Source organism: Stenotrophomonas sp. Steno-Z10-BAI (genome assembly GCF_056393115.1).
The window spans coordinates 436,833-461,030 of the sequence record NZ_JBWJOZ010000003.1 but is presented as its reverse complement, the minus strand read 5'-3'; the positions used below and the strand labels follow the sequence as shown (position 1 = coordinate 461,030).

Sequence of the window (24,198 nt, the reverse complement as noted above, 5' to 3'; positions counted from 1 at the left end):
CATTCCAGATCAGGTGGCCACGGTGCCGTGCCAGCGTGGCGCAGCCACGGGCGTCGGTCCCGGCAAGGCCAGAGTGCGTTTTTCAGCGGTGAACAGGCAGGCAGCACGCAGCGGGGCCAGATCGCGCCGCGCCGGCGAGCGGTCACGCCACATCGGGCCGAGGTACTGCAGGTCTTCGCAGCTCAGGCCTGCCTGCGTGAGGGTGTGGCGCAGCCGCTGCGGGCTGCGCACGACCAGCCCGTGATGGCGCCACTGGCGGCGGTACGGGCTGAACGGGTTGAGCGTGGAAAGCCACAGGCGGCCGCCCGGCATCAGGACACGGGCGCAGTCGGCGATCAACGGCTCGGCATCCCGCGCGGTGACATGCTGCAGGACGATCGCATTGACGCTCTCGTCCGGCAGCGGCAACGGCAGCCCGCAGTGCACGTCCCCGGCGTAGGCCGCGCCGTCCCGGAACAGGCGCAGGCCACGGCCGGGCAGTTCCACACTCCCCAACCAGCCAGGCGTCGGTGCCAGCCACAGCCAGGGGTTCACCGGACGCTCGGCGAGGAGGGTGCGCAACCGCTCGGATTCCAGACGGCACAACGCTTGTGCCGGTTCAGTATCAAACCAGGATGCGACTGTCGCTTGACGGGGGCTCGGCACGAGGGGCATGGTCCAATTCTATGCGACTGACCGCCCTACCCGCGTTTGCGGACAATTACATCTGGGCGCTGGTCGCCGACGACGGCCGCGCCGTGGTCATCGACCCCGGCCAGGCCGACCCCGTCCTGGCCGCCGCAGCGCGGCAGGGATGGGCCCCGCACAGCATTCTGCTGACCCATCACCACGACGACCACATCGGCGGCGTCGCCGAACTTCAGGCCCGTTTTCCGGCGGTGGAGGTCTATGCACCGGCGGAACCGCGCATTGAGGTCCCGGCCCATCGGGTCGCCGAAGGTGAATGCGTTCAGGCATTGGGGCTGGGGTTCCACGTAGTATCCGTGCCCGGGCACACCCGGAGCCATATCGCGTTTCACACCGCTGAACACCTTTTCAGTGGCGATGCGTTGTTCAGCCTGGGCTGTGGGCGCATGTTCGAAGGTACGCCTCCCCAGCTTCTGGCATCCCTGCGGAAGCTGGCGTCCCTGCCAGCGCAACTGATGGTCTGTTGCGCCCACGAGTACACCCTGTCCAATGCCGTCTTCGCGCGGCATGTAGACCCCACCAACGCTGCGTTGTCGCAGCGCCATGAGGAGGCCTTGGCCATGCGCCGCGATGACCTGCCAACGCTGCCGGTTTCACTGGCAAGCGAGCTGGAATGCAACCCGTTCCTGCGTACGAACACCCCCGCCATCCAGGCGGCCGTCAGCGCCCATCTCGGGCGTCCCGTTACCGATGAAGTCGATGTTGTCGCAGGCCTGCGACACTGGAAAGACGGATTTCGAACATGAGTCGGCGATTGTTGCCGCTCGCGCTTGGCCTGGCGATCGCCGTGGCCGGCAGCGCGGGCGCCCAGTCGTTGACCGCCGGCATGTCGCAGAACGTGGCCGGCCTGTCCTCCCTTCCCCTGACCGCTGCGGCCCTGCCGCCGGCCTCGGTGCGCAACGGGCAGGATATCTTCGCCAGCTTCCGCGCTGGCCTGGCCGAACCCACCTGTGACGCCGAGGCGACCAGCCCGCGTTGGCAGAAGCAGTTCGCGCATGCCCCCTCTCGGTTGGCCAACCAGGACGATGACGCCCTGGTGCTGTTCGGCTACGTGGTCGAAGAGCTGCGCAAGTCCGACCTGCCAACCGAATTCGCGCTGATTCCCTTCGTGGAAAGCGGTTACCGGCCCAACGCCCGCAACGGCGGCGGCCCGGCCGGCCTGTGGCAGTTCATCGCCACCACCGCCAAGAACCACCGCGTGCAGATGACCCCGGGCTACGACGGTCGCCTCTCGGCAGTGGATTCCACCCAGGCCGCGGTGCGGTACCTCAAGACCCTGCACGGCATGTTCGGCGGCGACTGGCGTTTGGCGACGATGGCCTACAACGCCGGCGAGTACCGGGTGCTGCAGTCGCTGCGCAAGGCGGGCATGAACGCGCAGAACGCGCGGCCGGCCGAGTTGCCGGGGCTGTCGCCGGTCACCTATGCCTATGTCGAGAAGCTGCATGCGCTGGCCTGCGTGCTGGAAGACGCGGAAACCGAGCCTGCGGTGATGGCCTCGCTGGATCGCACCGTGCCCGTGCTCAAGGGCCACACCCTGCCGGCCGGCACCAGCGTCCAGCAGTGGGCCCAGCAGCGCGATCTGGACCCGGCGCGGATCGCCCGCCTCAACCCGGCCCTGGCCAGCGGCAAAGGCCGCCCGAGCGGCCAGGTGACGGTTCTGGCCCCTACCGCGCACGCCCCGGTGGATGCCAGTGCCAGCGTGGCCGCCCTTGCGGTGGCGCCGAGCGCACCGGCCGACACCACGGCGGCGCGAACGGCGCCCGGCCCGGTGGCCACCCGTACCGTGGCCAGCGCGGACCGCCCGCGCAGCCGCCGCCACACCGTGCGCGATGGCGAGTCGCCCTGGACCATCGCCCGCCGCTACGGCATGCCGCTGAAGGCGCTGCTGTCGCTCAATGGGCTCAGTGGCAGCAGTGTGCTCAAGCCGGGAGCGGTGCTGCGCGTCGAAGACTGACTCCGCGTCCGCATTGCAGGTGACGACACTGCCCGGTTCTGCCGGGCAGTGTCGTTTCCGGGCATTGTTCGCCGGCGCCGGCGAAACCCGCATGGCGGACGAGGCGCGCACAACAAACAGCCCGGCATTGCCGGGCTGTTTGTTTTCCTGCAGAAGCCGACCCCCGTTAGAGGTTGGCTTCTTCGGTCTGCACCTTGAAGTGCTTGCGCATCGCGTCGACGTAGGCCTTGGCGGCGGCCATGCCGTCGATCTGGCTCAGCTGCTCCTTGAGCTGCTGCTGCTGGGCGGGATCCACTTCGGCCACGTTGCCCGGGGTGACCTTGGTCACCGCGTAGATCACGTAGCGGCCCTGCACGGCAACCTTGCCGTAGCTCGGCTTGCCTTCGGCCGGCAGCGGCGCGCTGAACACGGCGCGGTTGATCTCCGGGGTCGGCACCGGCTGGGTACGCGGCAGGCCCGGCAGCGGGCTGATCTGCAGCTTGTCGCTGGTCGCCAGCGCCTGCAGGGTCTGCCCGGCCTTCAGCTTGGCCAGCACGGCGTCCACGGCCTTCTCCGAGGCCTGGCGGGTGCGGTCGGCATGGATCGCGGCGATCACCTGCTCACGGGCCTTGGCCAGCGGCAGCGCCTGCTCCGGGCTGTGCTCGGTCACGCGGATCATCACGTTGTGGTTCGGGCCCAGTTCGATCGGGTCGCTCACCGTGCCATCCTGGGTCAGGATGTCGGAGAACGCCGCGCGCAGCACGGCCGGATTGGCGGCGATGCCGCTGGCGGTGGCGTGCGTGAACGGACCGATCGTCTGCACCGGCAGGCTCATGTCCTTGGCCGGGCCTTCCAGCGAGGTCGGGTTCTTGTAGACCAGATCGACCAGACGGCCACTCAGCTCGGTGAACACGCGGTCGGTGTCGGCCTTGAGCTGCTCGGCGGCCAGCTGGTCACGGACCTCGTCGAACGAACGGCCTTCGCCGCCCTTGGTCTCACGCAGCTTGAGCACGTGGAAACCGAAGTCGGTCTTGACCGGCCCGGTGACCTCGCCCGCCTTCATGGCGAACAGGGCATCTTCGAACGGCTTCACCATCGCGCCGCGTTCCACCCAGCCCAGGTCGCCGCCGGTGTCCTTGGAACCCGGATCTTCGGAGTTGGCCTTGGCCAGTGCGGCGAAATCGGCGCCAGGTGCCTTGGCTTGCGCGGCCAGGCGCGTGGCCTTTTCTTCAGCGGCCTTGAGCTTGGCCGGATCGCTGCCGTCGGCGCTGATCAGGATGTGCGAGGCCAGACGCTGTTCCGGCGTCGCGAAGCGTGCCTTCTCATCTTCATAGCGCTTGCGCAGGGTGGCTTCGTCTGCCGCCGCCGGCGCCGGCAGGTTCGCGCCGTTGATCTCGACGTACTCCAGCGACACGGTTTCCGGCTGGCGGAAATCCTTGGCGTGGCTGTCGTACCACTGCTTGATCTGCGCGTCGGTCACTTCGGTGGTATCGGCCGGGGTTTCCGGCAGCGCGGCCAGTTCGACATCACGGGTTTCGCCCAGCAGCTTCATCAGGCGCTCGGCTTCGCTCTGGGTGGTGAACCCGGAACGCTGCAGGGCCGACGGAATGATCGACTGCTGGATGCTCTCGCGCACCAGCGCTTCGAACTGCGTCGGGGTGCGCGGCGGATTACCGCTGGCCAGCGCGATGCGGTAGTTGTCCTGGTTGAACTTGCCGTCCGCATCCAGGAAGGCCGGGATCGAGGCGATGTACTCGCGCACGGCACCATCGCCGATCACGATGCCGGACTGTTCGCCGGCCAGGCGCACGACCTGCTCATCGATCATCTGATCGAGCACGGCCAGTTTGCTTTCGGTGCTTTCGAACTGGCGCGGATCGAAATCCTCGCCCTGTTCCTGGCGTGCCTGCTGGCGCGCCTGTTCGAAGCGCACGCGGAAATCGTTGGAGCTGATCTCATGGTGCTGCCACAGGAACGAGACCGGCCACCACGACGGGGCGGACTTCCACCAGGTCGGCGGGGCGGCCACTTTGGCCACGTTCTGCGAGCCGACGCCACCGAGGTAGCTGGAGTCGATCACGAACAGGAACGGAATCATCAGCAGCCCCAGGATCACGGTAACGATCCAGCCCGAGGTCTTGTCGCGAAGTTTCTGCAGCATGGGAAAAATCAAGGCCTGATTGGCGAGCCCGGCAGTGTAACCCGCTTCGCGGCAGGCTCCAAAAGTGCCCGCGGCCGCCCCTGCGCGCGATCCGCCCGCTGCCACACCCGCTGACCGTGGCGGACGACGGGCGTGCGCCGCCTCGTCGATCGACATGCTGAATTGAAAACAAAAAAAAAGCCCTTGGCTTTCACCAAGGGCCTTTCAAAGATTGGCGGAGCGGACGGGACTTGAACCCGCGACCTCCGGCGTGACAGGCCAGCATTCTAACCAGCTGAACTACCGCTCCGCACTTGAACTTTGCAGGCGCTCATTCTATCCGAAGATATTCAGATTGCCCACCCCGAAATACTGCTTTTTTCGAGGTTTTTTAAAACTGGCGGAGCGGACGGGACTTGAACCCGCGACCTCCGGCGTGACAGGCCAGCATTCTAACCAGCTGAACTACCGCTCCGCACTAAACCGCTTTTGTTTCCACCGCGACCTGCGTCGCTGGAGAAAACAAGGCCCCCGATCGCTCAGGGGCCCTATTGAAACTGGCGGAGCGGACGGGACTTGAACCCGCGACCTCCGGCGTGACAGGCCAGCATTCTAACCAGCTGAACTACCGCTCCACATTTCAAAACTTTTACTGGCAGTGCCTGGTGGGTGCTGAGGGTTTCGAACCCCCGACCCTCTCCGTGTAAAGGAGACGCTCTACCGCTGAGCTAAGCACCCCAGCAAGCCGCTTAGTTTACGGCATCCTTCAGGGCTTTGCCAGCCTTGAACGACGGATTCTTCGACGCAGCGATCTTGATGGTGTCGCCGGTCTTCGGGTTGCGGCCGGTACGGGCAGCGCGGTCGCGGACCTGGAACGTGCCGAAGCCCACCAGCGTCACCGCGTCACCGCCCTTCAGGGCCTTGGTGACGGAAGCGATGACGGCATCAACGGCGCGGCTGGACTCGGCCTTGGTCAGGTCGGCGGCTTCAGCAACGGCGTCGATCAATTCGGTCTTGTTCATTCTCTACAGCTCCTTTGGCGGGGATTCCGCGGATTCAACATTGAGACACCCGAGGACGATACGCCGCCGGATGCCAGTGAAGTTCTCAGTTCGCCGAATTCAGCATGACGCTGACTTGCGAGTGGTGCTTTTATACCAGTGCCCCCCTACCCGCGCAAGCTGAAAAGCCAATAACGACGCGGGTTTCGGGCATTTCCACAGCACGCGTCAGTGCTTGACGCGCGTCGTGGAAGCTGTCTTGGACTTGCCACGTACCGTGACACGCTGCCCATCTTTCTTCGGCTTCGGTGCAGTCAGTGGCGTCTCCAGGGCCAGGTCGAGCACCTCCTCGATCCACTTCACCGGCACGATCTTCAGATCGCGGGTGACATTGGCGGGGATATCGGCCAGATCCTTGCGGTTCTCCTCGGGGATGATGACCGTGGCGATCCCGCCACGCAGCGCCGCCAACAGCTTCTCCTTCAGGCCGCCGATGGCCGTGACGCGGCCACGCAGGGTGATCTCGCCGGTCATCGCCACTTCGGCCCGGATCGGCACCTTGGTGAGCGTGGACACCAGCGAGGTCACCATCGCGATACCCGCGCTGGGGCCATCCTTGGGCGTGGCACCATCGGGCACATGGACGTGCACGTCGTGCTTCTGCAGGAACTCGTTGTCGATGCCCAGCCGCTCGGCGCGCGAACGCACCACCGACAGCGCCGCCGAGGCCGATTCCTTCATCACGTTGCCCAGCTGGCCGGTCAGGATCAGCTGGCCCTTGCCCGGCACCAGGGTGGATTCGATCTGCAGCAGATCGCCGCCCACTTCGGTCCAGGCCAGGCCGGTGACCAGGCCCACTTCGTTCTGCTCTTCGGCCCGGCCGAAATCGACCCGGCGCACGCCCAGGTACTTGTCCAGGTTCTTGCCGTTGACCACCACCAGCGCCTTCTTCTTTGCGCTGGCCTTCTTGCCGGCCTTGGCCGGTTTGGCGGCCTTGGCCGGTGCCACCGGGCCGGCGAGCGCGATCTCCTTGACCACCTTGCGGCAGATCTTGGCGACTTCGCGCTCGAGGTTGCGCACGCCGGACTCGCGCGTGTAATAGCGCACGATGTCCTGGATCGCGTCCGCCTCGATCTCCAGCTCTTCCGGCTTCAGGCCGTTGGCCTTGATCTGCTTGGGCACCAGGTAGCGCATGGCGATGTTGAGCTTCTCATCCTCGGTGTAACCGGGGATGCGGATCACTTCCATGCGGTCCAGCAGCGGGCCGGGGATGTTGAGCGAGTTGGAGGTCGCCACGAACATCACTTCGGACAGGTCCAGGTCCACTTCCAGGTAGTGATCGTTGAACGCGTTGTTCTGCTCCGGATCCAGCACTTCCAGCAGCGCCGACGACGGATCGCCACGGAAGTCCATCGACATCTTGTCGATCTCATCGAGCACGAACAGCGGGTTCTTGCTGCCCACCTTGTTGAGGTTCTGCACGATGCGGCCCGGCATGGAGCCCACGTAGGTACGACGGTGCCCGCGGATCTCGGCCTCGTCGCGCACGCCGCCCAGGCTCATACGCACGAACTTGCGGTTGGTCGCCTTGGCGATGGACTGGCCCAGCGAGGTCTTGCCCACGCCGGGCGGACCGACCAGGCACAGGATCGGGCCCTTCATCTGCTTCACGCGCGACTGCACCGCCAGGTATTCCAGGATGCGGTCCTTGACCTTGTCCAGGCCGAAGTGATCGGCATCCAGCGTGTCCTGTGCGGCCTTGAGGTCCTTGCGGACCTTGCTGCGCTTCTTCCACGGCACGCCCAGCAGCCAATCCAGGTAGTTGCGCACCACCGCGGCTTCGGCCGACATCGGCGACATCTGCTTGAGCTTGTTGAGCTCGGCCTTGGCCTTGGTCTCCACCGGCTTGGGCATGCCCGCCTCGGCGATCTTGCGGGCCAGCTCGTCCATCTCGCCGGGCGCGTCGTCCAGGTCACCCAGTTCTTTCTGGATGGCCTTCATCTGCTCGTTGAGGTAGTACTCGCGCTGGCTCTTTTCCATCTGCGACTTCACGCGGCCACGGATGCGCTTTTCCATCTGCTGCACGTCGATCTCGCCATCGACCAGGCCGACCAGCATTTCCAGGCGGTCGCCGATCTGCAGCGTTTCCAGCAGGCGCTGCTTGTCGGCCAGGCGCACGCTGATGTGCGCGGCGATGGTGTCGGCCAGGCGCGCGGGCTCATCAATGCCGGCCAGGGTCTGCAGCAGCTCCGGCGGCAGCTTGCGGTTGGTTTTGACGTACTGCTCGAACAGCGACATCAGCGAACGGGCGATCGCCTCGATCTCGCGCGGCTCGCGCGACTCGTCCGATTCGATTTCCATGCCCACGCCGTGCAGCGCGCCGTCGCGCTCGGTCACGTCGGTGACGTTGACGCGCGACAGGCCTTCGACCAGCACCTTGATCGTGCCATCGGGCAGCTTCAGCAGCTGCAGGACCTGGGCGAGCGTGCCGACCTGGTACAGATCGGCGGCGGACGGATCATCCGTCTCGGCGGACTTCTGCGCGAGCAGCAGGATGCGCTTGTCCGCTTCCATCGCCTGCTCCAGCGCATGCATGGACTTGTCACGGCCGACGAACAGCGGAATGACCATGTGCGGGAACACCACCACGTCACGCAGCGGCAGTACCGGCAGGTCGAGAGTCTCAGTTGGGGAACGGGCCATGTGGGCTCCAGTGGAACAGTGGGGATGGCCTCCGGGCGCCTCGCCCGGATACAAAAAAAGCCGATGGCCTCGTTATGGGGCCATCGGCTTCTAGATGCAAGCTGTTCTGAAAAAATTCTTTCAATTCAATTACTTGAACTGATTATTCAGCACCAGCCGCCTTCTGTTCAGGCGCCGGTGGCGTCTGGTAGATCAGGTACGGTTCGGACTTGTGTTCGATCACCGATTCGTCCACCACCACCTTGCTGACGTTCTCTGCCGAGGGCAGGTCATACATGGTGTCCAGCAGGACCGATTCGACGATCGTACGCAGGCCGCGGGCACCGGTCTTGCGCTTGAGCGCCTTGCGGGCAATGGCGGCCAGTGCGTCCGGACGGAACTCCAGCTCGACGTGCTCCATCTCGAACAGCTTCTTGAACTGCTTGGTGATGGCGTTCTTCGGCTCGGTCAGGATGCGCACCAGGGCGGCCTCGTCCAGCTCTTCCAGGGTCGCCACGACCGGCAGGCGGCCGACGAACTCCGGAATCAGGCCGAACTTGATCAGATCTTCCGGCTCGACTTCGGCCAGGATCTTGCCCACTTCCTGCTTGCGCTCGGAACTCTTCACCTTGGCACCGAAGCCGATGCCGCCCGAATCGTTGGAACGCTGCTGGATCACCTTGTCCAGGCCGGCAAACGCGCCGCCACAGATGAACAGGATGTTCTTGGTGTCCACCTGCAGGAATTCCTGCTGCGGGTGCTTGCGACCGCCCTGCGGCGGCACGCTGGCCACGGTGCCTTCGATCAGCTTCAACAGGGCCTGCTGGACGCCTTCGCCGGACACATCGCGGGTGATCGACGGGTTCTCGCTCTTGCGCGAGATCTTGTCGATTTCATCGATGTAGACGATGCCCTGCTGTGCCTTCTCGACGTCGTAGTCGCACTTCTGCAGCAGCTTCTGGATGATGTTCTCCACGTCCTCGCCCACGTAACCGGCTTCGGTCAGCGTGGTGGCGTCGGCCATGGTGAACGGCACGTTGAGCAGGCGGGCCAGGGTTTCGGCCAGCAGCGTCTTGCCCGAACCGGTCGGACCGACCAGCAGGATGTTCGACTTCGCCAGTTCGACTTCGTCGTTCTTCTGGCGGCTCTCGATGCGCTTGTAGTGGTTGTATACGGCCACGGCCAGGGTCCGCTTGGCGCGGTTCTGCCCGATCACGTACTGGTCCAGGACCTCGAGGATCTCGCGCGGCTTGGGCAGCGAACTGCGGGCCGACTGCGCCTTCTCCTCCAGCTCCTCACGGATGATGTCGTTGCACAGCTCGACGCATTCATCGCAGATGAACACGCTCGGACCCGCAATCAGCTTGCGCACCTCATGCTGGCTCTTTCCACAGAAAGAGCAGTAGAGGATCTTGCCGGTGTCCGTGGAACGACCTTGGCGGTCTTCGCTCATGCTTCGCTTACCCAGTTACCCCACCCGACTGAACGGGGGTTCGATTCGAGAATAGCACAGGGTCAGGAGGACGCCAGTCCTGCCCGACCCGGTGGAAACAAGCCGGTTTCCCGGCTTGGCACAACCTTACGCCGGCTGGATCGACTCTTCCGGACGACGCTCCAGGACCTGATCGACCAGGCCGTAGGCCACCGCATCGACCGCGCTCTTGAAGTTGTCACGCTCGGTATCCCGGGCGATGGTCTCCAGCGACTGGCCGGTGTGCTTGGCCAGCACTTCGTTCAGGCGCGAACGCAGGGTCAGGATTTCACGGGCATGGATGTCGATGTCCGTGGCCTGGCCCTGGAAGCCGCCCAGCGGCTGGTGGATCATCACGCGCGAATTCGGCAGCGCATAGCGCTTGCCGGCTGCGCCGGACGCCAACAGCAGGGCGCCCATCGAGGCGGCCTGGCCGACGCAGATGGTGCTCACGTCCGGCTTGATGTACTGCATGGTGTCGTAGATCGCCATGCCGGCGGTGACCACGCCACCGGGCGAGTTGATGTAGATGCTGATGTCCTTTTCCGGGTTGTCCGCTTCCAGGAACAGCAGCTGCGCCACCACCACGTTGGCCATGTGATCGTCGATCGGGCCCACGAGGAAGATCAGACGCTCTTTCAACAAGCGCGAATAGATGTCATAGGCGCGCTCGCCGCGGCTGGTCTGTTCGACCACCATCGGAACCATGTTCAGGGCTGTGGTTCGGTTGTCCATTAGTGAGGCACCTATTTTGGGGGGAACGACCCCGCGCCGGGGCGCGGGGCGTAAAACGCGGGCCGCTTACTGGCGGATCGCGTCCTGGAACGACAGCTTCTCTTCGGTGTGCTGGGCGCGCTCGGCGATCCAGTCGATCACCTGCTCTTCCATCACACGATTCTGCAGCCCACTCATCAGCTGGGGGTCGTTGCGGTACATCTCAATGACCTGCTCCGGCTCTTCATAGGTCGACGCGATCAGGCGCATGGTTTCATTCAGGCGCTTGGGGTCCAGGCGCAGGTCGTTCTTGCGGGCTACTTCACCAACCAGCAGGCCGACCAGCACGCGCTTGGCGGCCGCTTCCTTGAAGCCTTCATGGGCATCGGCCGGGACGTCGCCCGGGTTGCGGCCGCTGCGGCGGATCTGCTCGAGCTGCTGATCCAGCATGGCGCGGGCTTCGTTCTCGACCAGGCGCGGCGGCATTTCCACCGAGGCGTAGGCGGCGATCAGCTGCTCGCCGACTTCGCGGCGCAGGCGGTTCATCAGGGCACCCTTGAGCTCACGCTCCAGGTTGGCGCGGATGTCCTTGCGGAACTGCTCCACGTCGCCGCCCTTCACGCCGAAGCTCTTGATGAACTCGGCATCGACCTCCGGCAGCACCGGCGCGGACACGTCCACCGCCTTGACGGTGACCTTGACCTGCTTGCCGGCCAGCGCGGGCACGCGCCAATCGGCCGGGAACTCGACGTCCAGGGTCTTTTCTTCACCGGCGGTCAGACCGACCAGGCCCTGTTCGATCTGCTCGAACATCATGCCCTGGCCGACGATCACGCTGCCCTTTTCGGTGCCTTCGGCCGGCAGGCGCTCATCGCCGGCCTGCGACCAGGTTTCCAGGGCGACCAGATCGCCGTCCTGGGCGCCACGGGTGACCGGGCTCCAGCTGCGGCGCTGTTCGCGCAGGTTGGTGATCATCTGATCGATGTCGGCGTCGTTGATCTCGGCGGTGTGGCGGACCACGGTCAGCTTGCTGACGTCCACGTCGCCGAAGTCCGGCACCAGCTCGACGGTGGCCACGAAGGACAGCTCGCCCTCGCCCTTGTCGATGCGCGGGGTGCCGGCGATGCGCAGCTCGTGCTCGCGCAGGGCGGCATCGAAGGTCTCACGCAGCAGGCCGTCGACGGCTTCGCTGCGGACCTGCTGGCCGAAACGCTGCTCGATCACCTTGGCCGGCACCTTGCCCGGGCGGAAGCCCTTGATGCGCGTGGTGCGGGCGATTTCGCCCAGACGGCCGCTGATGTGCGTCTGCAGACGGTCTTCCGGCAGCGAGAAGGTCAGGCGGCGTTCCAGATTGCCAGTGGATTCGATCGAAGCTTGCATGTTGACTCCTGCCACCGGCGGCATGGGCCCCGGCACGATGTGATGGATGAAACGGGTTTTGGACGCGGGGTCGTGGACGCGCATGCCCGCCGCAGCCCTGTAGTTTCGCCGATAAACGCCAGCGCCGCCAGCGCGGGCCGAGAACGCCCGGGGGCCGCCAGGGCCCAGCATGTGGCCGTCTCCCCGATCGGGGACGTGCCCATGGTCATGGTGCGGGCGAAAATGCCCTGCATTGGTGCGAAAGGGGGGACTCGAACCCCCACGCCTTGCGGCACTGGAACCTAAATCCAGGGCGTCTACCAATTCCGCCACTTTCGCGAGTCTGAACACTCAGGCGCGCATTGTTGCAGGCCCGCGCCCAAAGCTGAAGCGCTTTGACAAGAAAAAAGCCGCCTGGCGGACCAGGCGGCTTTCGTCTTGGTGGGCTGTCAAGGATTCGAACCTTGGACCTATTGATTAAGAGTCAACTGCTCTACCAACTGAGCTAACAGCCCGAAAATCGGGAGGCGAATTATGCAGGGTTTCCTGCGCGCGACGCAAGCGTTTTATTTAAATGGATGGCGAATGGCGTCCGTAGACGCTCAACTACTACACCGTTCAACGCGATGTCTCAAACAAGAAAAAAGCCACCGGGCGGACCCGATGGCTTCTGTCTTGGTGGGCTGTCAAGGATTCGAACCTTGGACCTATTGATTAAGAGTCAACTGCTCTACCAACTGAGCTAACAGCCCTGAAAACTCAGGCGCACATTGTAGCGTGTGTGCTGCCTTTTGCAACCCTGATTCACTTTCGGTGAACCAGTCTGAATCAGTGGGGTGGCTGAGGGGACTCGAACCCCCGACCACCGGAATCACAATCCGGAACTCTAACCAACTGAGCTACAGCCACCACTGAAAACCTTGTTCCTACCGCTTGCACCGAATGGCGCGCCCGACAGGAATCGAACCTGTAACCGCCGGCTTAGAAGGCCGGTGCTCTATCCAGTTGAGCTACGGGCGCTCGATCCGGATTGTCGCATTCCAATCCCGATTTGAGCAGCGGGCTTGGTCGGGGTAGAGGGATTCGAACCCCCGACATCCTGCTCCCAAAGCAGGCGCGCTACCAGACTGCGCTATACCCCGGCGGTTTGTTTCCCTCCGGGGTTCCCCCCGAAAGAGCCGCCTATTGTGGGAATCGACAAGGCATCTGTCAACGGTTTTCACACATCAATTCACATGTCGTCATTGCCGATGGCGGCTTCGGCTATGCTCGGGGCAGCGGCCGGAGGGCCGAACCCCTACCCCATCAAGGAGATTGGCAATGCGCAGCGGCAATCCCGCACTTTCCGAGTCCACCTTCCTCGACCTGGCCAGCGGCTCGGTCGTGGCCCGCCCCGACCAGGCGATGACCATCAACGGCACCGTCAACAAGACCGGCGTCCTGTTGCTGCTCACTGTGCTGACGGCCGCGTTCGCGTGGAGCCAGTCGATCGATGCGAACGGCCTGCCCACCTCCAGCGCAATGCTCTACACGCTCGTTGGCGCGATCGGCGGCCTGGTGCTGGCCCTGGTGACCGTGTTCAAGAAGGAATGGTCACCGGTCACCGCACCGATGTATGCGCTGGTCGAAGGCCTGTTCCTGGGTGCGATATCGGCGATGTTCAACGCCAAGTTCCCCGGCATCGTGATGCAGGCCGTGATGCTGACCTTCGGCACGATGTTCGTGATGCTGGCGGTGTACCGCAGCGGCCTGATCAAGGTCACCGAGAACTTCAAGCTGGGTGTGGTGGCGGCAACCGGCGGCATCGCGCTGCTGTACCTGGCCTCGTTCGTGCTGAGCTTCTTCAACATCAACATCCCGATGATCCACGAGGGCGGCTGGATGGGGATCGCTTTCAGCCTGTTCGTGGTCGTGGTGGCGGCATTGAACCTGGTGCTGGATTTCGACTTCATCGAAACCGGTGCCGAGGCGCGCGCACCGAAGTTCATGGAGTGGTACGGCGCGTTCGGCTTGATGGTCACGCTGGTGTGGCTGTACGTGGAATTCCTGCGCCTGCTGTCCAAGATCCAGCAGCGCTGAGCCACACGCTCACTGCACGATGACGAAGGCGCCGCAAGGCGCCTTTTTCATGTCCCCACCCCCTGCCGAATGAGGCGCCAGGCAACAAAAAAGCGGGACGCCGAAGCGCCCCGCTTTCTGGACAACCGACCCGCGCGCTTACAGGCGGCTGGCGATGGCCTGGGCGAAGCCCATGGTGTTGCCGGTGCCGCCCAGATCGCCGGTCAGCGAATCCTTGGCTTCCAGCGTGGCCACGATGGCCTTGCGCAGGCGCTCGGCGTTCTCGACCTGGCCGACGTGGTCCAGCATCTGTGCGGCGGCCAGCAGCAGCGCGCACGGATTGGCCTTGCCCTGCCCGGCGATGTCCGGCGCGGTGCCGTGCACGGCTTCGAAGATCGCCGCGTTCTCACCGATGTTGGCACCCGGGGCCAGGCCCAGGCCGCCGACCAGACCGGCGCACAGGTCGGAGATGATGTCGCCGAACAGGTTGGTGGTCACGATCACGTCGAACTGTTCCGGACGCATCACCAGCTGCATGCAGCAGTTGTCGACGATCATTTCCTGGAACTCGATGTCCGGGTACTTGGCCGCCACTTCACGCGCCACGGCCAGGAACAGGCCCGAGGTCGATTTGATGATGTTGGCCTTGTGCACGGCGGTAACCTTCTTGCGGCCGGTGCTGCGGGCCAGCTCGAAGGCGTAGCGCACGATGCGCTCGGAACCCTTGCGGGTGATGCGGGTGCCGGAGAAGGCGGTCTCGCCATCGGCCGACACTTCCTGGCCTTCGGCCAGGTAGGCGCCTTCGGTGTTCTCACGGACGGTGATCAGGTCCACGCCGTCGCCGAAACGCGACTTGGTGTTCGGGAAGGACACCGCCGGACGCACATTGGCGTACAGGTCGAAGTGGCGACGCAGGCTGACGTTGATCGAGGTGAAGCCACCACCGACCGGCGTGGTCAGCGGGCTCTTCAGCGCGATCTTGTTGCGTGCGATCGACTCCAGCGTGGAGGCCGGCATCAGATCGCCGTGCTTTTCCAGCGCGACCAGGCCCGCGTCGGCGTCTTCGTATTCAAAGCCGGTGTCCAGCTTGCCGAGCACGAACAGGGTAGCGTCCATGATCTCCGGGCCGATGCCGTCACCGCGGATGACCGTGATTTTCTGCGTCATTGATGTGTATTCCGAACCGAGGGGGAGCGCCATCCGTGAGGTGCGCAAAGCGCGGGCGCAAGGGAAGTTTCATCGGCAATTATGCCTTACCCGCCCAATGGACCCCAAATAGGCCATTGGTCCAAGGCGGGCAAGGCAGAATTGCCCGCGCATGCCTCCTCTACCCCGCGCCGTTGGCGCGCCCCTGCAAACCGCGAAGCGGTTTGCCCGCGCATTCCTCCTCTACCCCGCGCCTGTCGGCGCGCCCCTTCAACAGAAGGGGCTTTCCTCCAGAGGCATTGCTATCCGGGTTGCTGAACGGGGTCTCGCACCTGAACGGTGCGCCACCGGGGGGCGACGCCATTGCCGGGGTGCCGGAGCAGCCGACCAACGGTCGGCTCTACCGCGGCGGGGCCATCACGGCCCCGGTCTCAATGCTCGTGAACGGCCGGCGCATCGGCGCCGCCTTCGAGCTGGTCCAGGAAGTCCACCGCGCGGCGCAGGTGCGGGATCACGATCGAGCCGCCGACCACCAGGCCGACCGAGAAGGTCTCGAAGAACTCCTCGCGGGTCACGCCGGCGTCCTTGCACTGGGCCACGTGGTAGCTGATGCAGTCATCGCAGCGCAGTACCATCGAGGCGACCAGGCCCAGCAGTTCCTTGGTCTTCACATCCAGCGCACCGGCCTGGTAGGTCTGGGTGTCCAGCGCGAAGAAGCGACGCACGACCTGGTTGGGTTCACCCAGGATGCGCTGGTTCATGCGCTGGCGGAACTCGGTGAATTCGGCGATGCGGTCCTTGCTGCCGTCGTCGGCCGCGCTCATGCCGGGTCCTGCCCGGCCAGCAGCGGCTCCAGCTTGCCTGCACGGTGCAGCGCCATCATGTCGTCGTAGCCACCCACATGGACCTCGCCCACGAAGATCTGCGGCACGCTGGTGCGGCGGGTCTTGGCCATCATTTTATCGCGCTCGACCGGGTCCAGATCGATCCGGACCTCGGTCCAGTCGCGGCCCTTGCTCTTCAGGAAGTTCTTGGCGGCCACGCAGTACGGGCACACCGCGGTCGAGTAGATGGTGATGGCGGGTGCGCCACCGGGGGTGGAAACAGCATCTTGGCTCACGGGAAACTCCACAGCGGAACGTTGGTCTGTATATGGTAGCGGTCCGCTGGATTTTCCACGTCACCACCGCAACACTGTGGTTTAACTGCAGGTTGTACTGGCCCTGTCACGCTGTCGTCCGTCTTCCCCCCAGGAGCTCCGTTTGCGCCCCTTGCTGCTCTCTGCCGCGTTGACCCTGGCCTTGGCCGTGCCGCTGGCCGGGGCCCAGGAAAGCAAGCTGCCAGACATCGGCTCCTCGGCCGGCGAGCTGCTGACCCCGGCCCGGCAGGCCGAGTACGGCGGGATGATGCTGCGCGAACTGCGCAATTACGGCTATCTGCTCGATGACCCGCTGGTCGATGACTGGCTGCAGACCATGGGCGCCCGGCTGGGCTCCAACAGTGCCCAGCCGCGCCAGTCCTACACGTTCTTCATGCTCAAGGACCGGCAGATCAACGCCTTTGCCACCCTCGGCGGCTATATCGGGGTCAACGCGGGCCTGGTGCTGACCGCCGAGCGCGAGGACGAAGTGGCCGCGGTGCTGTCCCACGAAATCGCCCACGTCACCCAGCAGCACGTGCTGCGCGGTGTCGAACGTGCCCAGCGCGACCAGATCCCGATCCTGCTCGGCATGCTCGCCGCGATCGTGGCCGCGCAGCAGGCCGGCGGCAATTCCTCCGGTGATGCCACCATGGCCGCGATCACCTCGGGCATGGGCCTGATGCAGCAGCGCCAGATCAATTACACCCGCTCCAACGAATCCGAGGCCGACCGCCTGGGCATCCGCACCCTGGCCCGCAGCGGCTACGACGTGGATGCCATGGCCGGCTTCTTCGAGCGCATGTCGGCCTCGATGCGGGGCAACCAGGGCGGTTACAGCGTCCCGGATTTCCTGCAGACCCATCCGGTCACCACCACCCGCATCAGCGAGGCCAAGGCCCGCGCCGAGCAGATGAAGAAGGACACGGTGCTGCTCACCACCGAGGTGCCCGGCGGGGTTCGCCAGGAGCGGGTAAACCCGTCCGACCCGGCGTTGTCCGATCCGCTGGTGCGACGGAGCAACCCCTTGCTGCCGGCCTCGATGCAGATTTCGGTCAACGCGCTCAGCCGCGGCAGCACCGGCCAGTTCGAGTGGGCGCGTGAGCGCCTGCGCGTGCTCAGTGCCGATACCCCTGGCGATGTCATCCGGGAATACGAAAGCCTGCAACGCGCGCAGAAGAACGGGTTGACCGAGCCGCAACGCTACGGGCTGGCCCTGGGCCGGCTGCGCAACAGTGCGGCCGCGCAGGCCACCCGCGATCTCGCCGAGATGCTGCGCGACCACCCGGACAACGTCTGGGTGGCGCTGGCTTTGGGCGAGGCGGAGTCGCGCAGCGGCCAGCCGGTGCAGGCCAACGCCCGGTTCGAAACCCTGATGCGCCAGCACCCCGGCAGCCGCCCGGTCGCGTTGACCTATGCGGCCATCCTCAATGAACAGGGCGGGCGCGAGGCCGGCCAGCGCGCGCAGGCGATGCTGCGCCCGATGCTGTCGCAAAGCGGCAATGATCCGGTCTTCCAGCAGCGCTTCGCCCGCGCCAGTGAACTGGCTGGCGACACCACCCGGGCCAGCGAGGCCTATGCCGAAGCCGCGTACCTCAGTGGCCGCCCGGAGCAGGCGCTGATCCAGCTGCAGGCCTTGAAGCGGCAGCCGAACCTGGATTATGTCGGCCGTGCCCGGGTCGATGCCCGGATCGAGAGCATCACCCCCACGGTGCTGGAAATGCGCCGGCAGGGAATCGACGACCCCGAGCTGGACCGCCGCTGAGGGGCGACCGGATGACGGTGGGATGGCGGCCCACGACGGTAACGGCCACCTCGTCACAAACCTGTCATGAAACCGTAGTCTACTGAGCTCAATCCCGATCTGATGAGCAATACGGTGGGCACGTGCAGAAACGCATCCTGATCGTCGATGACGAACCCGCGATCCGCGAGATGGTCGCCTTTGCCCTGCGCAAGGGCGACTACGACCCGATCCATGCCGGCGACGCGCGCGAGGCGCAGACCGCCATCGCCGATCGCGTCCCGGACCTGATCCTGCTGGACTGGATGCTCCCGGGCACCAGCGGCCTGGAGCTGGCCCGGCGCTGGCGCAAAGAAGCCCTCACCCGCGAGGTGCCGATCATCATGCTGACTGCACGCGGGGAAGAGAACGACCGTGTCGGTGGCCTGGAAGCCGGTGTCGACGACTACGTGGTCAAGCCGTTCTCGGCGCGCGAACTGTTGGCCCGCATCCGTGCGGTCATGCGCCGCGCCCGCGACGATGACGAAGATGGCAGCGTCGCGGTCGGTACGATCCGCATCGATGGCGCCGCACACCGCGTCTTCGCCGGCGACCAGCCGGTGCCGATCGGCCCGACCGAGTACCGCCTGCTGCATTTCTTCATGACCCACCCTGAGCGCGTGTACACCCGTGCCCAGCTGCTGGATCACGTGTGGGGCGGCAGCGTGTATGTGGAGGAGCGCACCATCGATGTGCACATCCGCCGCCTGCGCAAGACGCTGGAGCCGTTCGCCGCGGAGAACATGGTGCAGACCGTGCGCGGCGCCGGTTACCGGTTCTCCACCTCCACCTGAGTCTCGTCGGGCCGGTCCCGGGCGCGCATGCCCGGTTCCGGTCACTCCTGCTATAACCTTGGATCGAGTCCGAGGACCGCACTTTCTGCGAGACCGCAATGCCCCGCCACATCCGTTCTGCCTGGTTGAAAACGCTGGCCACCCTCGCCGCCCTGCTGCTCGCGGCCGGCTTGCTGGGCCTGGCAGCCGGCCATGTGTGGATGTGCATCGCACTGGCCTCGATCGGTGCACTGGCCTGGCATTACTGGCGGCTGCGCCGGGTGCTGCGTGGCCTCACCGCACGCCATCGCTGGGACATGGGTGACGGTACCGGTGTATGGAACGAGCTGGACCGCCTGCTCTACCGCAACCAGTGGGAAATGCGCACGCGCAAGCGGCGCCTGCTGGACATGCTGCGCAGTTATCGCGCCGCGGCCGCCGCCCTGCCCGATGCCGTGGTCGTGGTCGACCGCAACAGCCAGCGCGTGCAGTGGTTCAACGAAGCGGCGACCTCGCTGCTCGGGCTGCACCACCCGGGCGACCTGGGCGAAGCGCTGGTTGAACGCCTGCAGCCGATGCCGCTGGCGCACTGGCTGGCCGGGGGCCGCAATGCCGAACCGATCCTGGATGTACCCTCCCCGGTCGATCCGGCGATCCGCCTCAACCTGCGCCTGATTCCCTACTCGCCCGACTACTGGCTGCTGATCGCGCGTGACGTCAGCAAGCTGCTGCGACTGGAACAGGTGCGCCGCGACTTCGTCGCCAACGTCTCGCATGAACTGCGCACGCCGCTGACCGTGGTGCACGGCTACCTGGACATGATGGATCCGGAGGATTTCCCCGGCACTGGCCCGATGCTGGAGGAGATGCGCAAGCAATCCCAGCGCATGGCGCAGCTGGTCGAAGACCTGCTCACCCTGTCGCGGCTGGAATCGCAGGAGCACACCGAAGCCGAAGCCGTGGCGATGACGCCGATGCTGGCCACGCTGCGCCGCGAGGCCGAAGCGCACAGCCAGGGCCGTCACCAGATCAGCATCATCGATACCGCCGGTGTGGATCTGCAGGGCTCCAACAAGGAACTGCACAGTGCGTTCTCCAACCTGGTCACCAACGCGGTGCGCTACACCCCGGCCGGTGGCCGCGTGGAAGTGGCGTTCGCGCGCGAAGGCGATGGCGTGGTGCTGTCGGTACGCGATACCGGTTACGGCATTCCGGCCAACCATCTGCCGCGCCTGACCGAACGGTTCTACCGCGTCTCCAGCAGCCGCTCGCGCGAAAGCGGCGGCACCGGGCTGGGGCTGTCGATCGTCAAACACATTCTCGGCCTGCACCATGCCCGCCTGGAGATCCAGAGCGAGGTCGGTAAAGGCAGCACGTTCTCGTGCCATTTCGATGCCGACCAGGTGCGTGCGCGCAACGAGGTCGTCTCCCTTCCTTCTTCTGAAGACTTTTCCGCATGAGCACTCCTGTTCCCGTCGCCGTGCCTGTGGACGGCGATCCGCTGCGCGATCCGGCGCTGTACATCAACCGCGAGCTGTCGCAGCTGGATTTCAACTTCCGCGTACTGGCCCAGGCCATGGACCCGCAGGTGCCGCTGCTGGAGCGCCTGCGCTTCATGTGCATCTCCTGCACCAACCTGGATGAATTCTTCGAGATCCGCGCGGCTGCGGTGCGCCATGCGCAGGAATTCGGCCTGCCGCCCGCGCCGGACGGCATGACCCCGCAGGCGATCCTCAATGCCATCCATGACCGTGCCGCGCAGTTGGTCGACCAGCAGTACCGCTGCTGGAACGAGACCCTGCGCCCGGCACTGCATGACGCCGGCATCGACGTGCTCGGCCGGCACTCCTGGAACCATCGCCAGAAGCGCTGGCTGCGGGCGTATTTCCGCAACGAGATCATGCCGGTGCTGTCCCCGCTTGGCCTGGATCCGTCGCACCCGTTCCCGAAGATCCTCAACAAATCGCTGAACATCGTGGTGGTGCTCAAGGGCACCGATGCGTTCGGTCGCGCGGGGCATCTGGCGATCGTGCGTGCACCGCGTTCACTGCCGCGCATCATCCAGCTGCCGGAAAAACTCGGCGGCCCGCAGACCTTCGTGTTCCTGTCCTCGGTGCTGTCCACCTTCGTCGATGAGATGTTCCCGGGCATGGAAGTCCAGGGCGCGTATCAGTTCCGCGTGACCCGCAATTCCGAGCTGGTGGTGGACGAGGAAGAAGTCGAGAACCTTGCGCTTGCCCTGCGCGATGAGCTGGTCGACCGTGGCTACCGCCCAGCCGTACGGCTGGAGATCGCGCAGGATTGCCCGCGCGACATCGTCCGCACCCTGCTGCAGAACTTCGGGCTGACCGAGAACGCGGTCTACCGCATCGACGGCCCGGTCAACCTCAACCGCGTGGTCCAGCTGTATGACGTGATCCAGCGGCCGGACCTGAAGTACCCATCGCTGAGCCCGCGCGTCCTGCGCGACAGCGATGGCATCTTCGAGATCGTCGCGCGCCGGGACGTGCTGCTGCACCATCCCTTCGATGCGTTCACCGCCGTGCTGGATGTGATCAAGCAGGCGGCGGTCGACCCGAATGTGCTGGCGATCAAACAGACCCTGTACCGCACCGGCAAGGATTCGCTGATCGTCGATGCGCTGATCCAGGCCGCACGCAACGGCAAGGACGTGACCGTCGTGGTCGAGCTGCGCGCGCGCTTCGATGAGGAAGCCAACCTCGGCCTGGCCGACCGCCTGCAGGAAGCCGGCGTGCAGGTCGTCTACGGTGTGGTCGGTTTCAAGACCCACGCCAAGATGCTGCTGATCGTGCGCCGCGAGGGCCGCAAGCTGCGCCGCTACGTGCACCTGGGCACCGGCAACTATCACAGCGGTACCGCGCGGGCCTACACCGACCTGAGCCTGATCACCGCCGATGCGGACATCGGCAACGATGTGCACCTGCTGTTCCAGCAGCTGTCCGGGCTGGCCCCGCGGATGAAGCTCAAGCGCCTGCTGCAGTCGCCCTTCACCCTGCACCCGGGGCTGCTGCAACGGATCGAGCGCGAAACGCGCCTGGCCGCCAGTGGCCGCCCCGGGCGGATCATCGCCAAGATGAACGCCCTCAACGAACCCCAGATGATCCGGGCCCTGTACGCGGCCTCACAGGCGGGCGTACAGATCGACCTGATCGTACGCGGCGCCTGCACGCTGCGACCCGGCGTGCCCGGCGTGTCGGACACCATCCGGGTGCGCTCGATCGTGGGCCGCTTCCTGGAACACAGCCGGGTCTACTGGTTCGGCAATGACGGGGCCTCGGAGCTATTCTGCGCCAGCGCGGACTGGCTGGAGCGCAACCTGCTGCGCCGGGTCGAGACCTGTTTCCCGATCCTGGACCCGGAACTGGCGCGCAAGGTCTACCGCGACGTGCTGCAGAACTACCTGGACGACAACCTCAACGCCTGGGAACTGCAGGCCGACGGCAGCTACATCAAGTGCACGCCCGGCCACGACGAGCCGCCGCACGCGGCGCAGATGGCCCTGCTGCAGGGTCTGTAGCCTGCGACCCCGCGTCGCATCCCCTGTGAAGGCGGTGCGGTGACGCGGGGCCCCTGCCTTCGGCTAACATTCGCCCATGCCGCATACCTCCACGACTCCGCCCGCTTTGCAGGATGGCGACCTGCTCGCCGCCATCGACCTGGGATCCAACAGTTTCCATATGGTCATCGCGCGATACACCCTCGGGCAGTTGCGGGTGGTCGACCGCCTGCGCGAGACCGTGCGCATGGCCGATGGCCTGGATGGCAAGGGCGGCCTGTCCGCCGAGGCCCGCCAGCGCGCGCTGGAGTGCCTGGCCCGGTTCGGCCAGCGCATCCGTGCGATCCCCTCGGTGCGCGTCCGCGCGCTGGCCACCAACACGGTGCGCCAGCTGCGCTCGCCGCAGGCCTTCCTGATGCCGGCCGAAACCGCGCTCGGGCATGCGATCGAAGTGGTCAGCGGCCGCGAAGAAGCGCGCCTGATCTACCTCGGCGTGGCCCATGCGCAGCCCCCCAAGGCGGACCAGCGCCGGCTGGTGATCGACATCGGCGGTGGCTCCACGGAATTCATCATCGGCCAGGGCATGCAGACCCTGGAGCGCGAAAGCCTGCAGGCCGGCTGCATCGCCAGCACGCGCCGCTTCTTCCCCGGCGGCAAGCTGAGCAAGAAGCGCTGGAAGGACGCACTGACCGAAATCGGCGCGGAGTTCCAGCAGTTCGCCAACAAGTACCGCGCACTGGGCTGGCACGAAGCACTGGGGTCCTCTGGCACGCACAAGGCGATCAGCGAAATCTGCGCCACCATGAAACTGAGCAAGGGCGCGATCACCGCTGAGGCATTGCCGCAGCTGCGCGATGAACTGCTCAAGGCCAAGCGCATCGAGGACATCGATCTGCCGGGCCTGTCCGCGGATCGTCGCCCGATCATCGCCGGTGGCATCCTGGTGCTCGAAGCCGCCTTCCAGGCGCTCGGGCTGCAGAAGCTGCTGGTCAGCAAGGCCGCGATGCGCGAGGGCATTCTCTACGACATCCTCGGCCGCGCCAGCGAGAACGACCTGCGCGACGAATCGGTCGCGGCACTGACCCAGCGTTACGGCATCGATACCGTGCAGGCCGATCGTGTGGAACGCACGGCCATGAACCTGCTGGCCCAGGTCGAAGAAAGCTGGCAGCTGGATCCGGACGATGCGCGCATGCTCGGCTGGTCCGCGCGCCTGCACGAGCTCGGCCTGATGATCGCGCACAGCGGCTACCACGTGCATGGCAGCTACGTGCTGGAGAACTCGGACATCGCCGGTTTCTCGCGGCAGGAACAGCAGCTGCTGGCCGCGCTGGTGCGCAGCCATCGCCGCAACATTTCCAAGTCCGCCTTCGAGGCGCTGCCCGAACGTCTGCTGCAGCCGGCACGGCGCATGACCGCGCTGCTGCGCCTGGCGGTCCTGCTCAACCGCGCGCACGAAGACACCCCGATGCCGGCGCTGGAACTGACCGCCGATGACGCGCGACTGTCACTGATCCTGCCACAGGCGTACATCGATGCGCGTCCGCTGCTGCGCGCGGATCTGATCGGGGAAACCGAGGGTATGGCCGGGCTGGGTGTGCAGTTCCGACCCTTCGTTGCATGACGCTTTTCAACCGTTTCTAAACGTGCATCTGCAGCAATTCATGGGCTGAATTCGCAGATCGCTGCACCCATGAACTCATAGTGAGAACGGCCTCACATGTGCTTCATGGCTTCTTAACCAATCGATCTACTCTCGGGACACCGGTCTTCACACGGCCGGACTTTTGAAG

The 24,198-nt window shown here is 65.4% G+C and carries 18 protein-coding genes and 10 tRNA genes; 8 read left to right on the top strand and 20 right to left on the bottom strand.

The window, feature by feature from the left end; all coding sequences use genetic code 11:
* Positions 1 to 9: 9 nt before the first annotated feature.
* On the bottom strand, positions 10 to 654 hold the full coding sequence (locus AC06E9_RS10990) for a hypothetical protein (RefSeq protein WP_478056040.1): 645 nt from the start codon (positions 652 to 654) through the stop codon (positions 10 to 12).
* A gap of 11 nt (positions 655 to 665) precedes the next feature.
* Here AC06E9_RS10990 and gloB point away from each other — a divergent pair, with 11 nt between their 5' ends.
* Both gloB and AC06E9_RS10980 read left to right on the top strand, forming a co-directional pair.
* Positions 666 to 1,433: a hydroxyacylglutathione hydrolase gene (gene gloB / locus AC06E9_RS10985; protein ID WP_478056039.1), complete on the top strand. Its 768-nt coding sequence runs from the start codon at positions 666 to 668 to the stop codon at positions 1,431 to 1,433.
* Positions 1,430 to 2,644, top strand: coding sequence for a lytic transglycosylase domain-containing protein (locus tag AC06E9_RS10980; protein ID WP_478056038.1), 1,215 nt, complete (start codon positions 1,430 to 1,432; stop codon positions 2,642 to 2,644). Before gloB ends, AC06E9_RS10980 begins: the two co-directional genes overlap by 4 nt.
* Before the next feature lie 166 nt (positions 2,645 to 2,810).
* Here the strand turns inward: AC06E9_RS10980 and AC06E9_RS10975 are convergent, their stop codons facing one another.
* From AC06E9_RS10975 to AC06E9_RS10900, 16 genes are all read right to left on the bottom strand, one after another.
* Positions 2,811 to 4,784, bottom strand: coding sequence for a peptidyl-prolyl cis-trans isomerase (locus AC06E9_RS10975; RefSeq protein WP_478056037.1), 1,974 nt, complete (start codon positions 4,782 to 4,784; stop codon positions 2,811 to 2,813).
* A gap of 212 nt (positions 4,785 to 4,996) precedes the next feature.
* Positions 4,997 to 5,073 (bottom strand) — tRNA-Asp (locus AC06E9_RS10970).
* 88 nt (positions 5,074 to 5,161) lie between these two features.
* Positions 5,162 to 5,238: transfer RNA gene (locus AC06E9_RS10965), tRNA-Asp, on the bottom strand.
* A gap of 83 nt (positions 5,239 to 5,321) precedes the next feature.
* Positions 5,322 to 5,398, bottom strand: a tRNA-Asp gene (locus AC06E9_RS10960).
* Positions 5,399 to 5,426: 28 nt separating this feature from the next.
* Positions 5,427 to 5,501 (bottom strand) — tRNA-Val (locus AC06E9_RS10955).
* A gap of 11 nt (positions 5,502 to 5,512) precedes the next feature.
* Entirely contained in the window at positions 5,513 to 5,785 is a 273-nt protein-coding gene (locus AC06E9_RS10950; protein ID WP_019185801.1) for an HU family DNA-binding protein, read from the bottom strand.
* 207 nt (positions 5,786 to 5,992) lie between these two features.
* Entirely contained in the window at positions 5,993 to 8,467 is a 2,475-nt protein-coding gene (lon, locus tag AC06E9_RS10945) for an endopeptidase La (RefSeq protein ID WP_478056036.1), read from the bottom strand.
* Positions 8,468 to 8,609: 142 nt separating this feature from the next.
* Positions 8,610 to 9,899: an ATP-dependent Clp protease ATP-binding subunit ClpX gene (clpX, locus tag AC06E9_RS10940; RefSeq protein ID WP_019185803.1), complete on the bottom strand. Its 1,290-nt coding sequence runs from the start codon at positions 9,897 to 9,899 to the stop codon at positions 8,610 to 8,612.
* A 126-nt stretch (positions 9,900 to 10,025) separates the two neighbouring features.
* Positions 10,026 to 10,652 (bottom strand): ATP-dependent Clp endopeptidase proteolytic subunit ClpP, encoded by a 627-nt coding sequence (gene clpP / locus AC06E9_RS10935; RefSeq protein ID WP_121042979.1) that lies wholly within the window; start codon positions 10,650 to 10,652, stop codon positions 10,026 to 10,028.
* Positions 10,653 to 10,718: 66 nt separating this feature from the next.
* Complete coding sequence (gene tig / locus AC06E9_RS10930) at positions 10,719 to 12,011, bottom strand: trigger factor (RefSeq protein WP_121042977.1); 1,293 nt, start codon at positions 12,009 to 12,011, stop codon at positions 10,719 to 10,721.
* A 233-nt stretch (positions 12,012 to 12,244) separates the two neighbouring features.
* Positions 12,245 to 12,329, bottom strand: a tRNA-Leu gene (locus AC06E9_RS10925).
* A 100-nt stretch (positions 12,330 to 12,429) separates the two neighbouring features.
* Positions 12,430 to 12,505, bottom strand: a tRNA-Lys gene (locus AC06E9_RS10920).
* Between the two features lie 161 nt (positions 12,506 to 12,666).
* Positions 12,667 to 12,742, bottom strand: a tRNA-Lys gene (locus AC06E9_RS10915).
* Between the two features lie 80 nt (positions 12,743 to 12,822).
* Positions 12,823 to 12,899 (bottom strand) — tRNA-His (locus AC06E9_RS10910).
* 34 nt (positions 12,900 to 12,933) lie between these two features.
* A tRNA-Arg gene (locus AC06E9_RS10905) sits at positions 12,934 to 13,010 on the bottom strand.
* 45 nt (positions 13,011 to 13,055) lie between these two features.
* Positions 13,056 to 13,132, bottom strand: a tRNA-Pro gene (locus AC06E9_RS10900).
* A gap of 178 nt (positions 13,133 to 13,310) precedes the next feature.
* On the opposite strand from AC06E9_RS10900, the gene AC06E9_RS10895 reads away from it, so the two are divergent.
* Positions 13,311 to 14,069: a Bax inhibitor-1/YccA family protein gene (locus AC06E9_RS10895; RefSeq protein WP_121042975.1), complete on the top strand. Its 759-nt coding sequence runs from the start codon at positions 13,311 to 13,313 to the stop codon at positions 14,067 to 14,069.
* A 138-nt stretch (positions 14,070 to 14,207) separates the two neighbouring features.
* On the opposite strand, the gene AC06E9_RS10890 is transcribed toward AC06E9_RS10895, so the two are convergent.
* From AC06E9_RS10890 to grxC, 3 genes are all read right to left on the bottom strand, one after another.
* Positions 14,208 to 15,215, bottom strand: a complete 1,008-nt coding sequence (locus tag AC06E9_RS10890; protein ID WP_121042973.1) for an isocitrate dehydrogenase — start codon at positions 15,213 to 15,215, stop codon at positions 14,208 to 14,210.
* 410 nt (positions 15,216 to 15,625) lie between these two features.
* Positions 15,626 to 16,018: a carboxymuconolactone decarboxylase family protein gene (locus AC06E9_RS10885; protein WP_256776270.1), complete on the bottom strand. Its 393-nt coding sequence runs from the start codon at positions 16,016 to 16,018 to the stop codon at positions 15,626 to 15,628.
* Entirely contained in the window at positions 16,015 to 16,314 is a 300-nt protein-coding gene (gene grxC / locus AC06E9_RS10880; protein ID WP_121042971.1) for a glutaredoxin 3, read from the bottom strand. The genes AC06E9_RS10885 and grxC overlap by 4 nt, the downstream gene beginning before the upstream one ends.
* A gap of 142 nt (positions 16,315 to 16,456) precedes the next feature.
* Here grxC and AC06E9_RS10875 point away from each other — a divergent pair, with 142 nt between their 5' ends.
* From AC06E9_RS10875 to ppx, 5 genes are all read left to right on the top strand, one after another.
* Positions 16,457 to 18,097 (top strand): M48 family metalloprotease, encoded by a 1,641-nt coding sequence (locus tag AC06E9_RS10875; RefSeq protein WP_121042969.1) that lies wholly within the window; start codon positions 16,457 to 16,459, stop codon positions 18,095 to 18,097.
* Between the two features lie 122 nt (positions 18,098 to 18,219).
* Positions 18,220 to 18,909 carry a phosphate regulon transcriptional regulator PhoB gene (gene phoB / locus AC06E9_RS10870; protein ID WP_121042967.1) on the top strand — a complete coding sequence of 230 codons (690 nt, stop codon included), beginning with the start codon at positions 18,220 to 18,222 and terminating at the stop codon, positions 18,907 to 18,909.
* Positions 18,910 to 19,007: 98 nt separating this feature from the next.
* The gene (gene phoR, locus AC06E9_RS10865; protein WP_282260377.1) at positions 19,008 to 20,348 is read left to right on the top strand and encodes a phosphate regulon sensor histidine kinase PhoR; all 1,341 of its coding nucleotides are present in this window, start codon (positions 19,008 to 19,010) and stop codon (positions 20,346 to 20,348) included.
* A complete protein-coding gene (gene ppk1 / locus AC06E9_RS10860) occupies positions 20,345 to 22,426 on the top strand; it encodes a polyphosphate kinase 1 (protein WP_121042963.1) in 2,082 nt (693 codons plus the stop codon). The genes phoR and ppk1 overlap by 4 nt, the downstream gene beginning before the upstream one ends.
* Before the next feature lie 76 nt (positions 22,427 to 22,502).
* Positions 22,503 to 24,029, top strand: coding sequence for an exopolyphosphatase (ppx, locus tag AC06E9_RS10855; protein ID WP_121042961.1), 1,527 nt, complete (start codon positions 22,503 to 22,505; stop codon positions 24,027 to 24,029).
* Positions 24,030 to 24,198 lie beyond the last annotated feature (169 nt).